8 protein-coding genes are annotated in these 15120 nt (G+C 36.0%); all 8 read left to right on the top strand.

Going from position 1 to position 15120, the window contains the following annotated elements:
* Positions 1–94: 94 nt before the first annotated feature.
* On the top strand, positions 95–1126 hold the full coding sequence (locus ACNRYB_RS17355; protein ID WP_473728083.1) for a LacI family DNA-binding transcriptional regulator: 1032 nt from the start codon (positions 95–97) through the stop codon (positions 1124–1126).
* 477 nt (positions 1127–1603) lie between these two features.
* The gene (locus tag ACNRYB_RS17350; RefSeq protein ID WP_473728082.1) at positions 1604–2638 is read left to right on the top strand and encodes a glycoside hydrolase family 43 protein; all 1035 of its coding nucleotides are present in this window, start codon (positions 1604–1606) and stop codon (positions 2636–2638) included.
* A gap of 24 nt (positions 2639–2662) precedes the next feature.
* Positions 2663–3373 carry an NUDIX hydrolase gene (locus tag ACNRYB_RS17345; protein ID WP_473728081.1) on the top strand — a complete coding sequence of 237 codons (711 nt, stop codon included), beginning with the start codon at positions 2663–2665 and terminating at the stop codon, positions 3371–3373.
* A 696-nt stretch (positions 3374–4069) separates the two neighbouring features.
* Positions 4070–7159: a SusC/RagA family TonB-linked outer membrane protein gene (locus tag ACNRYB_RS17340; RefSeq protein ID WP_129748360.1), complete on the top strand. Its 3090-nt coding sequence runs from the start codon at positions 4070–4072 to the stop codon at positions 7157–7159.
* A gap of 12 nt (positions 7160–7171) precedes the next feature.
* Positions 7172–9112 carry a RagB/SusD family nutrient uptake outer membrane protein gene (locus tag ACNRYB_RS17335; RefSeq protein ID WP_473728080.1) on the top strand — a complete coding sequence of 647 codons (1941 nt, stop codon included), beginning with the start codon at positions 7172–7174 and terminating at the stop codon, positions 9110–9112.
* Positions 9113–9264: 152 nt separating this feature from the next.
* Positions 9265–10995 (top strand): glycoside hydrolase family 43 protein, encoded by a 1731-nt coding sequence (locus ACNRYB_RS17330; protein WP_473728079.1) that lies wholly within the window; start codon positions 9265–9267, stop codon positions 10993–10995.
* 88 nt (positions 10996–11083) lie between these two features.
* Positions 11084–12319, top strand: a complete 1236-nt coding sequence (locus ACNRYB_RS17325; protein ID WP_473728078.1) for an SGNH/GDSL hydrolase family protein — start codon at positions 11084–11086, stop codon at positions 12317–12319.
* Between the two features lie 37 nt (positions 12320–12356).
* Positions 12357–15074, top strand: a complete 2718-nt coding sequence (locus ACNRYB_RS17320; RefSeq protein ID WP_473728077.1) for an alpha/beta hydrolase-fold protein — start codon at positions 12357–12359, stop codon at positions 15072–15074.
* Positions 15075–15120: the final 46 nt, after the last annotated feature.

Here is a 15120-nt window from a genome sequence, read left to right as displayed (position 1 = left end):
AGTAAATTCGTTGGTAAAGTGGAGAATAATAGTGTTGAAATACTTGACCGATTTTTTAAATTATATTTAAAATTTACGACTAATCATATAGTAAATGGAAGAACACAGACATGTAACAATTTATGATATTGCAAAGAGACTTAATCTGGCTACATCGACAATTTCAAGAGCTTTAAAAGACCATCATACCATAAGTGATAAGACTATTAAGAAAGTTAAAAAGACAGCCGAAGAAATGGGATTTGTTCCCAATACTTTGGCAGCGGGGCTACGAGGGAACAAATCTAAAACTATTGGCGTTTTAATTCCAACTATCACACAGCCCTTTTTATCATCTTTAATTAGTGGTATTGAAATCACTGCCAAAAAATCTGGCTACTCCGTTATTATTATGCAATCACACGATTCTTATGAAGAAGAGGTTAATATGACCAAATCTCTTTATAGCAGTAGAGTTAGCGGTGTTGTTTGTTCACTGGCGATGGAGACAAAAGACACTTCTCACTTTCAGCAATTTTCAAATAATAATATTCCTCTTGTATTTGTTGATCGTGTGCCTAAGGACTTTAATACATTTAGGGTGGTGATTGATAATTACACTGCTGGATATAAAGCAACAAAACACCTTATTGACCAAGGTTGTAAAAGAATTGCACATATGACTGCAGGTGCAGAATTTGGTAATCTTTATAATGAAAGAAAAAGAGGCTATATAGATGCACTGACAGATCATGGACTTCCATTAAAAGATGAATTGATTATAAATTTGAAAGCCATGACTTATGATGCTGGTGTTAAAGCCTGCAATAAGCTGTTTGGACTAAAGACACTGCCGGACGGTCTTTTTGCACCAGGAGATATTCTTGCGGTAAGTGCCGTGCAAACTGCAAAAAAGAAAGGAATAAGAGTTCCGCAGGATTTTGCTGTAATTGGTTTTAATAATGATCCCATTTCTGAAATAATCGAACCGAATATCACAACTATCACGCATCCCGCAGAAAAAATGGGAAAAGCGGCAGCCAATATTGTTATTGATACGATAGAATCTCATAAAGAAGAAGAAGCAAAAGAAATTACATTTCTAAATACTGAAGTACTGATCCGAGAATCTTCAAAGAAAATTTAAAATTTTTGTCCTTTAAAAAACCGCTATTGCATTTTATGTAATCGGTTTCTTTTGTTGTATCAGATTAAATTTTAATGGAATAGCTGCTTAGACTTTTTCCATTTGAAAAGCACAGAAAGACTAGGTAAAACCAAAATAAAAGAGTTTTTTTTAGAATAATTAGCAATCGGTTGCTGGATGAGAATTACCTAATTAAAGCAAAGTAAATTTGTATTATATGTTTTTTTGTATAATTTTACACAACCGATTGTTTTTTTATTGAATCCAATATTATTTTTGCCATTCTAAAAAATGACATCACTTGCAACAATTTTAAGAGAAGCAAATTGCATTACGAACAAAGAATAAATTTAGCTCAGAGAATTTGATTTCGTGATATTTACGAGACCTGAATATTAAACAGCTATCACCATTTAGTGCAGATCGAAACTGAGCTTAAAGAAAGAAGAAGTTAATTATTAAAAGAAAAATATCCCTATGCCTGAAGACAGCATTGAACACATTAATTTTGAAGAAATCAATAATCAGGCTATTTCGAAGCCTTTAGTATCCCATATCTACACTGCCGATCCATCGGCGCATGTATTCAACGGGAAGATTTACATTTATCCGTCGCATGACATTGATGCTGGAATTCCGTTCAATGACAACGGCGACCATTTCGGAATGGAAGACTACCATGTTTTTTCTATGGAAGACATTTCATCGGAAGCTGTTGACAATGGCGTTGCGCTCCACGTTGATGATGTTGCCTGGGCCGAAAAGCAGATGTGGGCGCCCGATGCCGCGTATAAGGACGGAAAGTATTATTTGTATTTTCCAGCCAAACGCGCCAGCGGAATTTTCCAGATTGGCGTTGCTGTTTCAGATTCTCCCGTAGGGCCTTTTGTTCCTGAAAGAGATGCCATAAAAGGCAGCTACAGCATTGATCCTGCGGTTTTTGAAGATGAAGATGGGAAACATTACATCTATTTTGGAGGAATCTGGGGCGGACAGCTTCAGAAATACCGCAAGAATAAATATCATGAAAACAATGAAGAGCCTCTTGCGGGTGAAAAAGCCTTGGGGCCGATTGTGGCTTTGTTAAGAGACGATATGCTCGAGTTCGCTGAAGAGCCGAGAGAAATCCAGATTTTGGACGAAAACGGAAATGGGCTTCTGGCAGGGGATAATGGGCGTCGTTTTTTTGAAGCTTCGTGGGTGCACAAATACAACGGAAAATATTATTTCTCCTATTCGACGGGAGACACGCATTTCATCTGCTATGCTATCGGAGACAGTCCGTACGGACCATTTACGTATCAGGGAAGAATTCTGAATCCAGTAATCGGGTGGACATCGCACCATTCGATCTGCGAAGTGGAAGGCGAGTGGTATCTGTTCTATCACGATTCAAGCCTTTCAAAAGGGGTGACGCATTTGAGAAGCATGAAGGTTACCAAAATAGACTATCTGGAAGATGGTTCGATCGTAACGATTGATCCCTACGGAATAAGAAGATTATTTGATTAGAAGAGAGTTTTAATTTTATTTTCTATGAAAAAAGAAGACTCAGAAGAGAGAGTAGGTTTTAATTTAAGTCAAGAAAATAAGATAGAAATTGACTGTGTAATATTCTGTTTTGAAGACAGAAGCCTAAAAGTTTTGCTTGTCAAAAATGAAAATGATGCAACGAATGGTAACTGGAGATTGCCTAGTGCCAGTTTGGAAGAGGGGCAGACAATATTAAAAACGGCACAAAAGATTTTGAAAAAGTATATTTCAGAAGATGACTTCTTTTTGGAACAATTACGGGCATTCGGCTATGACTCATCAGCATCATTTCGCGAAAATATCTCAATCGGATATTATGCAATGGTTAGCAAAGAAAAAAAAATAGATGATGACGAATTGCAATCTAATGTGATCTGGGTTGACGTACACAATATAGCTGATTTAGAGAAAAAATATATGACAGTAATTGATTTCAGCATTAAGGAATTGCGAAAGAATATTTGCTGTAGCGCAGTTGGCTTCAATCTCTTACCTGAAAAATTTACTTTGCTTCAAGTAATTCATTTATATGAAATAATCTTAGGCATTAAAATCAATAAGACTAATTTTAGAAGAAAGATTTTGCAGAGAAGATTAGTTCGCGGTCTTGCTGAAAAAGAAGAGGGCGTATCAAACAGGGCTGCTGAATTTTATAGTTTGAATGTGCCAAAACATGAAATATTTTGGAATGCAAAATTCAATTTTAATTTTTAAAGGAATTTATTTTGATTTGTTAATATTAAAATCATTAATTCTAATTTGAGCTATGTGATAGCCAAAGAACGTTATAAGTGTGTTATTGTTAAAATGTATAATAGATGTAAATAGCTTACGATGATTGGCGTTACTATAATCGTGCATTTTTATAGAAATACTTTAGTAGCGATTGTTTAGAAGACAAAAAGTTTATTTCTTAGAATTTGTTTTAAAAACCTTTCATGAAAATGAAAGGTTTTTTTACGAAAACAAACAATCGATTGTTTTAAAGATGGTTTTTTAGAATTTTAATGATTGGTAAATCAGATTATTACTTTGTAATGTACGATTTTACTGGTATTTTTTGTTGGTTTATCACCCTTCAATCTCAATAATTCTATTTTTTTTAGATAAGAAAGCAGAATTTTTCATTTTTATGTTTTCTTTAAGAATATCCCAAGAACACATAATTTTCATTAAAGATAGCTACAACGTTATAGTTTGTTTTGTTATATTCTTATATTTTTAGGATTAAATATGAAGTAACTATTTTTTTAAGGCATATTTTTTTTATACTTATCAATAAAAAATTACACAACCGATTGTGTTTCTGAAATATTTTTCTATATTTGTAATAAATACACTTATTAATTTTAACTTTTATAGTGCAAAAAAAATAACTAACTAACCAATTAATAATTAAATCAATTTTTTATGACTAACCACTTTACTGCAAGTAAACACAGACATTTAAAATGTTTATGTTTTTTTATGCTGATGTTTGCGTTTTCATTTCAATCTAAAGCACAGACAACAGTTACGGGAACGGTAACTGATGCTAGCGGACCGATTCCGGGGGCTAATGTTAATTTAAAAGGAACCAAAAACGGTGTGAGCACTGGTTTTGATGGTACTTATTCTATAAATGTGCCGGCAAACGGAGTACTTATTTTTAGTTTTATTGGATTAAAAAGCAAAGAAGTAGCTGTAAACGGGCAGAAAAATATTAATGTAACGCTTGAAGAAGACGCCAATGACTTAAAAGAAGTTGTGGTAATCGGCTACGGTACACAGGTTAAAGAAGCTGTTACAGGATCGGTTGCATCATTAGGAGGAAAAGAATTAAATGAAGTTCCGGCCGCTAATATTACTCAAGCTTTACAAGGAAGGCTTCCAGGTGTTGAGATGACGCAAACTTCTTCTAAACCTGGTGCCGCGATGCAGATAAGGATTCGCGGGACTAGATCATTGACAGGAGGTAACGATCCTTTGGTGGTATTGGATGGAGTTCCATTTGCGGGCTCTATAGGAGATATTAATCCGGCCGATATTAAATCTGTGGACATCCTGAAAGATGCTTCTGCTACAGCTATTTATGGTTCTCGAGGAGCCAATGGTGTAATCTTAGTGACTACTTTAAAAGGAAAGAAAAATCAGAAAGCTACATTTACTTATAATGGTTTTAGTGGAATTAAACAGGTTTTCTCAAAGTATCCTATGATGGATGCTGTTAAATTTGCTGCTCTACGTGATTATTCAGATTTATATGAGGATGGTGTTGATGAGAAAAGAAATGTAAATACAGATTGGCAGGACTCATTGTACGGTTCTGGAGAAATGATAAGTCATGATGTTGGCGTTTTTGGAGGAACCGAAACAGGAGCTTACAATGCAGGTTTAGGATATTACAAAGAAGAGTCAGTTCTTCCTGGTCAAAGCTATGAGCGTTTTAGTCTAAGAGCAGGTTTAGATCAGCAGATTAATAGATCTATACGCATGGGATTTAATACCAATAGCAATTACACGATCACAAATGGTGATAATATTGGACCAGGAACTGTTCTAGCGACTTCTCCGCTTGCTAATCCATACAATGCAGATGGTTCTTTAAAAAGAACAGTTAGGATGGCTGCAGATGATCAATGGGTCTATACTAGACAATCCATTAAAAATTTAGGAGATGCTTATGTTAATCTGAATAGAGGTTTCAGTTCTTATAATAATATTTTTGCGGAAGTGAAAATTCCGGGTGTTGATGGTTTAAAGTACAGACTGAATACAGGTTTGAATTTCCGTACCTCTAACACAGGATATTATGAAGGGCAGGGAGTTTTTGATGTAAATCCGGGAACAATTTCGAATGCAGCAATCACAAACGGTTGGTCTACGCAATGGCTTTTAGAAAATTTATTAACGTACGATAAAACTTTTGCACAAAAACACACTATAAATTTTGTTGGATTGTATTCAAATGAACAATATACAGGACAGAGTTCAAGAGTAATTAGAAATGGTATTACTTCTGATGCATTCCAATTTTATAATTTGGGACAGAGCGAGGAAGAAGCGGTAATTAGACCTGACGAACAGGATTATACACAGTGGGGATTAACTTCTTACATGGCTAGGTTAATGTATTCTTACGATAATCGTTATTTCATTTCGGGAACAGTGCGTTCTGATGGTTCATCAAGACTTGCTCCTGGTCACAAATGGGTCACTTATCCAGCAGTTTCAGTAGGATGGACGCTTTCAAATGAGTCTTTCCTTAAAAATGTAAATTATATTAATTTATTAAAACTGAGAGCGGGATATGGGGAAACGTCTAACCAATCAGTGGATCCGTATAAAACTCTAGGAGCTTTAAGCACAAGACCTTATAATTTTGGAAGCACTAATTCAACTGGTGTGTATGTAACAGAGTTGCCAAATCCTAATTTAGGATGGGAGTTTTCGACGACATGGAATTATGGGTTAGATTTCGGATTCTTCAACAATCGCTTATCAGGTACAATTGAATATTATAAAACCAATACAAAAAATCTATTGCAACGTGTGAGACTTCCATCAACATCCGGCGTAGATAGCTATGTAGCTAATGTGGGAGAAACGCAGAATAAAGGTTATGAAATCTCATTGAACGGAGTTATTTTAGATAATCCTAAAGGTGTGACTTGGACTGTTGGGGTTAACTTCTACAGAAATGAAAACAAGCTGGTATCTCTCGCATCTGGAGCTAGCCGCGATGAAACCAATAACTGGTTTGTTGGATATAATATCAATTCTATATATGATTACCAAAAGGTAGGAATTTGGCAGGAAGGCGATCCGTATATGTCAATTTATGAGCCAGGGCCAACTGGAATTAATGATCAAGGAACAGTTGTAGGATCTATTAAAGTCAAATACACAGGAGATTATAAGCCAGATGGTTCACCAGCCCGTGCTATTAATCCAAGCGATCGCCAGATTATTGAAACAGATCCAGATTTTCAGGGAGGTTTTAATACTAGTGTAACCTATAAAGGATTTGATTTTAATGCAGTGGGCGCATTTAAGAGTGGAGGAGTATTAATTAGCACACTGTATGGAGGTGCAAGTTATATGAATTTGTTAAACGGGCGAAGAAGTAACATTGATGTAGATTATTGGACTCCAGATAATAGAGATGCAGAATTCCCTAACCCTAGAGGTATTAGAGCTGGTGATAATCCAAAATATATGTCTACTATGGGATATTTTGACGCTTCTTATTTGAAAATTAGAGCAATGACTCTTGGTTATACGATCGATCCCAACTTTACAAAAAATGTAGGCATCGATAAATTAAGACTTTATTTTACTGTGCAGAATCCATTTGTTTTATTTTCTCCATATCATGATAAATCTAGAATGGATCCAGAAACGAATTCATTTGGTAATGAAAATCAAGCTGTTGCATCCTATCAATCAAGATTTCCCGTTATTGGTACTAGTACCCCTGCAACAATAAATTATTTATTTGGGCTTAATTTAACATTTTAATCAAACGCAGACATGAAAAAATATATTTTTAAAAATTTAATTATGGGGTCAGCGGTTTTATTCTCCTTAGCTGGTTGTTCGGATATATTAGAAGAAAAACCTCATGATTTTTATGAACCAGGCTACTTTAAAACAGAGCAGGGAGTTAAACAGGGATTAACTTCTCATTACGCACATTTACGCTGGATTTACGGACAAGCTTATTTTTATAATGCATGCCAGACAGGAACAGATGAGGCAACATATGCGCAAAGTGCAGACGGAAATTTCAAGGATCACGATTTATCTGGTGTGGGTATCATTAATCCGACTTCAAGCCGTTCGGATGTTTTGTGGAATAACTCTTATTATGATATCAATACTGCGAGCGGTATTATCGAAAATGGTGCAGCCGTAGGAGTTGCCAGCAGTTTAATTGCTGAATCTAAATTTTTTAGAGGATTTGATTATTTCCTGCTTGTGCAAACTTTTGGAGGGGTGCCGTTAGATCTAGGAGCTGGAGAATTAAAGTTTAACAGCAAACCTTCAAGATATTCTAAACGTAATACGGTTCCTGAAGTATATACAAAAGCCATTTTTCCAGATTTGGTTGCAGCAGTTAATGATCTTCCAGATACACCTAGATTGACTGGTACAGTAACTAAAACTGTAGCGCGATTATTTCTGGCAAAGGCATATCTTACTTATGCTTGGTGGTTAGAAAACCCAAATAACATCCCAACTTATCCAGATGCTCCAAGAACAGATCCCGACGGACATAACTCGCAGTGGTACTTTCAAAAGGCTTATGACCTGGCTGTTGAGGGAATAAATAATCCAGGGTCTTATGGGCTATTAGATTCTTATTATGATGTTAATGCGGGAGCAAATGATAGAAATAAAGAAGTAATGCTTTATGCAGATCATACACAAGAAAGCGAATATTACAATGGTGCAAGTCTTACGTACGGTAGTGGTGGTGCTCCAGATAACTTTTCAGGCTGGATGGTAACTTGGAACTATACAGCTATTAGAAGTAAAAATGGAACCGACGCGGTATCTTCAGTTCAAAGAGAAGCAAATCAATTTCTAGGACGTCCGTGGACAAGAATGGCGCCACCAATCGAAGTTTTTACCAACACTTTTGCGGATAAGACTAATGATTCAAGATACGACGGAACATTCGCAACTGTTTATAGAGGCAATTGGAATCTTCTTCAAACAGGTCTTACAAATGTCTTAACGTTAACAAACGCAAATGGCTTGACAATTAAACCTGGAGATGCTGTTTTAACTTTCCTTAATGATGAGCCTGCAACGGCTATAACTTATCCTTCTGGACAAGGAGATAGCGGAGTGGGCGCTGGAGTCTTGCCGGGAAGAGCAGACTATGTGATTTCTCCAAAAGGCATTAGCAGAATCGTATATCCAGGTTTCTGGAAACTTGGACCATACAGAACAGATAATGCTGGAGGATTAGGACAGCCGAATGCAGGAAGTACGAGACCGTTTCCAGTAGCAAAATTCTCTGAATTGTATTTGGTTGCCGCAGAAGCAGCCGTTAAAGGAGCTACAGGATCTTGGAGTGCCAGATCACTTGTAAATGTATTAAGAGCTAGAGCAGGAAAATGGAAATGGGATAATAATGGAAATACTGCTAAAATTCAGGATAATAGTGTTGCTATGACCAATGCAACTCCAGCCGTAATTGATATTAACTACATTCTTGCTGAACGTTCACGTGAATTTTTTGGCGAAGGATACCGCTGGTATGACTTAGTAAGAACACAGAAATGGAATGAAATTGCTGGGAAATATTCTATAGGAGGATCTAACTACGGACAACACACACCTGAAGTAGTGACCAGATCAATTGATCCGCACCATTACCTAAGACCGATTCCGCAAGGACAGATGGAGGGGATGGAAATGTCGGATGCCGAAAAAGCTACTTACCAAAATCCAGGATATTAAGTTTTATTTTTCTAAAAACTAATGTTAAGCAAATAAGGCCAATTTTATGAATTATCTTATTAGGGTTTATTAATTTAGTTTTAAACAAGCCGGGAGTAACCCTCTCGGCTTTTTAATATTTTTTCGAAATGCACTTTAACAGACAATATAAAATGAGCAATAAAAAAAAGATTCTTATATCATTTGCTTTTCTGTTTTGCTTCATCGTTATGCAGGCTCAGGAAAGCACTATCCAAAAAAAGAAAAGCAGTAAAGATCCAATCTTTTCAAACGTAACTTACGTAGGAGATGATCAGATTTACAAAAGCAATCCATTAAAAGAAGATGAATTTTATTCTCCGATTCTTCAGGGATGTTATCCAGATCCTGCCATTACAAGAAAAGGAGACGATTATTATATGGTGTGTTCTTCGTTTGCCATGTTCCCTGGAGTGCCCATTTTTCACTCTAAAGATTTAGTAAACTGGACCGATTTGGGTGGGGTATTAAATAAAGTTTCAGAGTTTAATCCTCATGATACAGGAATCAGTGCAGGAGTTTATGCACCTGGAATTACGTACAATCCTCATAATGATACTTTTTATATGATTGTTACTGCTTTTACAGGCGGTTTAGGAAATATCATTGTAAAAACCAAAGATCCTAAAAAAGGTTGGGGTAGTCCAATTAAATTAGCTTTTGACGGAATAGATCCTTCTATTTTCTTTGATGACAACGGAAAAGGTTATGTGGTGCATAATGATGCTCCTGATAAAGGAAAAGAATTGTACCAAGGACATCGCGTAATTAAAGTTTGGGAATATGATTTAGAAAAAGATCAGGTAATTCCGGGAACAGATAAAATTATTGTAGATGGTGGAGTCGATCTTTCTAAGAAACCAATCTGGATCGAAGCCCCTCATTTGTATAAAAAAGACAATCATTATTATTTAATGTGTGCTGAAGGCGGTACAGGAGGAAATCATAGTGAGGTTGTTTTTGTTAGTGATAATCCAAAAGGCCCTTTCAAGCCATCATCTAATAACCCAATCCTAACACAGAGGTATTTTCCCCAAAATAGACCAAACAAAGTTGATTGGGCAGGACATGCAGATTTAGTGCTTGGGCCTGACAATAAATATTATGGAGTGTTTTTAGGAATCCGTCCAAACGAAAAAGATAGAGTAAACGCAGGGCGTGAAACCTTTATGCTACCTGTAGATTGGTCAGGTACTTTTCCTGTTTTTGAAAATGGTTTAGTGCCAATGGGGCCAAAATTAAAAATGCCAAAAGGTGTTGTAAACAAAACGGGCAAAGATGGTTTTTTCCCTAATGGCAACTTTACATTTACCGAGAATTTTACATCAGAAAAGTTAGATTACAGATGGATTGGATTGCGAGGACCAAGAGAGCATTTTATTTCTATTGTTAAAAAAGGTCTGCAGATTACACCATTCGCAGTAAACATAAAAGAGCTAAAACCAACGTCTACATTGTTTTACAGACAGCAGCATAATACTTTTTCTTTTTCAACTACTTTAGAATATAAACCAGAATCAGAAAAAGATCTGGCAGGAATTGTATGTCTGCAGAACGAAAGCTACAATTACGTTTTTGGTATAACTAAGAAAGGAAAAGACACCTATATACTGTTAGAAAGAACAGAAAAAGGACAATCAGAAATTTTGTCAAGTGCAAAAATAGAAATGAAAGGAGCAATACGTTTGCAAGTTAAAGCAACAGGCGACAATTATCAGTTTAGCTATGCTTTAAACGGTGCTGATTTTGAAAATCTTGGAAATCCAGTTTCAGGAGATATTCTTTCAACAAATGTTGCAGGCGGATTTACAGGAGCTTTGGTGGGTTTATATGCCACTTCATCAAATAATTCACATCCGAAATAAAATTTACAACTCCCATTTATTTCAATTTAAAAAATGATTTATGGGAGTTGTTTTTTAGGATAGCAGCAGTCATCAAATTTTAGTAGAAATGATAAAAAGATATTTTAAATATTTATTGCTTTTACAGCTTTTCACTTTAATAATAGGATGTAAGGCCAATCAGCCACTAGCAAATTCTTCTGAAAAGACGAATGATGAAAACTGGGTCGGATCATGGGCTTGTGCGCCAATGCTTGTAGAACCAAACAACATGCCTCCAGCCCCAGGTTTGGCCGAAAATACACTTCGTCAAATTATAAAAGTTTCTATAGGAGGAGAACACATTAGACTGCGTTTTTCAAATATATTTAGTGATCAGCCTACCGTTTTAAAAAAGGTTAGCATAGCCAATGTGCTTAATGCTTCAGCAATTGATAAAAACACGCAAAAAAATCTCAGCTTTAATGGAAATCAAGAAGTAACATTAAATCCAGGTCAGGAAGTATTTTCAGATAAACTGAATTTTCAGCTAAAACAAGGTCAATTACTAGCCATAACCATTTATTATGGAGCTGCGTCGCAAAAAACAACAGGACATCCTGGATCGAGAACAACATCTTATATTTTATCGGGAGACAATCTCAATAATGATGTTTTCTCAGGAGCTGTAAAAACAGATCATTGGTATTCTATTGTTGGCGTCGATGTTGTGGCATCAAAAAAGGCATCTAATATTGTTTGTCTAGGAAACTCCATTACAGATGGCCGCGGTTCTGGAACAAACAAACAAAATCGCTGGACCGATATTCTAGCCGCTAGATTGGTTGCCAATAAAGCCACTCAAAATATTGGAGTTTTAAATTTAGGGATAGGCGGAAATTGCGTTGTAAAAGGCGGATTAGGCCCAACGGCATTAGATCGTTTTGACCGTGATGTACTTTCGCAGACAGGTACAAAATGGCTTGTAATATTGGAAGGAATAAATGATATAGGAGGAATTAAACGTGCAGAAGATGCTCCTATAAAAGCACAAGAAATTATAGACGCTTACCAAATTATGATAGAAAAAGCACACGCGAAAGGCATAAAAGTCTATGGCTGTACGATTCTGCCTTTTCAAAAATCATTTTACGACGCACCTTTCAAACAAGAAGCAAGAGATATCGTAAATGCATGGATTCGAAATAATCATTTTGATGCAGTAGTAGATTTTGATAAAGAAATGGCTTCGGAAACCGATTCTAAAACTATTTTATCAAATATGCATGACGGCGATTTTTTGCATCCTAATGAATTAGGATATCAAAGAATGGGAGAAGTAATAGACTTGAATTTATTTAAGTGAAATTCCATTTAGTATTAAAATAATTTTAATAAAAGTCATGAAATCAATAATTAGATTTTTCGCAATAACAGTCCTTTTTTTAACGGGACAGCATGGATATTCTCAGGATCCAAATTTTCATGTTTATTTAAGCTTTGGACAGTCCAATATGGAAGGTGCAGCTCCAATAGAAGCTGAAGACAAAATAAATGTAGATCCTCGCTTTCAGGTTCTGGAAGCAGTAAATTGCCCTGATTTGAATCGCGAGATGGGAAAATGGTATACCGCAATTCCGCCATTATGCAGATGTAAAACAGGATTAACATTGACAGATTATTTTGGAAGAACTATGGTGGCCAATCTTCCTAAAAATATAAAAGTTGGAGTAGTAAATGTTGCTGTGGGCGGATGTAAAATAGAACTTTTTGATAAAGATAATTTTGATAATTATATGAAAACAGCGCCAGATTGGATGCTGGGTATGATCAAAGAATATAATGGCAGTCCGTATGCAAGACTTGTTGAAATGGCAAAAATTGCGCAAAAGAAAGGAGTGATAAAAGGTATTTTACTGCATCAGGGAGAATCTAATACAGGAGATACACTATGGCCGAAAAAGGTTAAAATAGTATATGATAATCTGATGAAAGATCTAAATCTTGATCCTAAAAAAGTCCCATTGCTTTCAGGTGAAACTGTTCATGAAGAACAAAATGGAAAATGCGCCAGCATGAATAAAATCATCGCAACGCTGCCTCAGACCATTCCAACTTCTTATGTTATTTCATCAAAAGGCTGTGCAGTAGCTCCAGATTTCCTTCATTTTAGTTCGGCAGGATATAGAGATTTAGGAAAGCGTTATGCCGAAAAAATGCTTTCGTTATTAGGGTATAAATCCAATAGCACAAATGATCCTTTTATAGTTCAAGCACCATTTGGATTTGACCAGTTAAATCCAGCAGTTCCAGCAGGAAAAATAGAAACGGTAAGTTATAATTCGAAGACAGTTGGAACAGTAAGAAAAGCTACTATATATACGCCGCCGGGATTTAGTAAAAGCAAAAAATATCCAGTTTTATACCTTTTGCACGGAATTGGTGGAGATGAAAAAGAATGGCTAAACGGAGGAAGTCCGCAGATTATATTGGACAATCTTTATGCAGAAGGAAAATTAGAACCAATGATTGTGGTAATGCCAAACGGAAGAGCCATGAAAGATGACAGCGCTACTGGAAACATAATGGCGCCAGACAAAGTGCAGGCATTTTCAGATTTTGAAAAAGACTTATTGAAGGATTTGATTCCTTTTATTGAAAAGAAATATAATGTTTACAAAGACAGAGAGCATCGTGCCATTGCAGGATTATCTATGGGAGGCGGACAATCTCTCAATTTCGGATTAACCAACTTAGACAAATTTGCTTGGATTGGTGGATTTTCATCAGCTCCAAATACAAAGAAAACAGAAGAATTGGTGCCAAATCCAGAGGAAACAAAAAAGAAACTAAAATTGCTTTGGATTTCCTGCGGAGATAACGATTGGCTGCTGGAAAACAGCAAACGAACACACGATTATTTATTCAAAAACAATGTTCCGCACATCTATTATCTGGAACCAGGAGTTCACGATTTCAAAGTATGGAAAAACAGCTTGTACATGTTTTCGCAGTTATTGTTCAAACCGGTTGATGAATCAAGTTTTGCAAAATATACGGTTTTAGGAGCCACAGCTCAAACCAATATACGTAATGCCAAATATCCTCAGATTCTGCCTGATAACAGAGTAATCTTTAAAGTCAATGCACCTGACGCATCAAAAGTGCAGATAGACCTTGGGAAAAAGTACGACATGCAGAAAGATGGTCAAGGAGTGTGGAATGTTACAACCGATGTGATAAACGGCGGATTTAATTATTACTCGCTTTTGATTGATGGTGTGGCAGTTGCAGATCCGTCAAGCGAAACTTTTTACGGAATGGGGCGCATGGCCAGTGGAATAGAAATCCCGAAAAAAGATAGTGATTTTTATGAATTGAAAACTGTTCCGCATGGTGAGGTAAGAATAATGAAATACTTTTCAAAAGGAACTAATTCTTGGCGTGAAATGTATGTGTATACGCCACCAGGATACGAAACCTCTTCAGAAAAATTTCCTGTGCTGTATCTTTTACACGGAGGTGGTGAAGACCAAAGAGGATGGAGCACTCAAGGAAAAGCAAATTTGATTTTGGATAATTTAATTGCAGAAAATAAAGCAAAGAAAATGCTTATTGTAATGCTTGATGGCAATATGGGCAATACCGGAGGAATAGCAGGTTTTGGAGAAGAAACCTTAAAAGCATTTGAAAACGAACTGAAAAACGGAGCCATACCTTTTGTAGAAAGCAATTTTAAAGTTGCGACAGACAGCAAAAGTAGAGCTTTAGCTGGTTTATCAATGGGCGGATTGCAGACACTTTACGCTGGAATTAAAAACTCTAATATGTTTTCAAGTCTGGGCGTTTTCAGTTCAGGATGGTGGGCAAACAATCCGAAATTATCAGATCCTCAATATGAGTTTATAAAAAATAATGCACAGTCTATTAATGCTAATCTAAAAGATTTTTGGATTTCGATGGGCGGAAAAGAAGATATCGCCTATGAAAACTGTAAAATTATGATGCAGAAATTCGATCAATTTGGAATAAAATATAACTATAGTGAATATTCTGGTGGACACACATGGCCGGTGTGGAGACATGATTTGTTCCTATATTCGCAGTTATTATTCAAATAATAAAACAAAAAACGGAATGTGAAGATCTTGATTTTGAATAAATTAG

Source organism: Flavobacterium sp. CR10 (assembly GCF_055814415.1).
The sequence above is the reverse complement of the archived record's forward strand: the minus strand, read 5'-3'. Positions and strand labels throughout refer to the sequence as shown.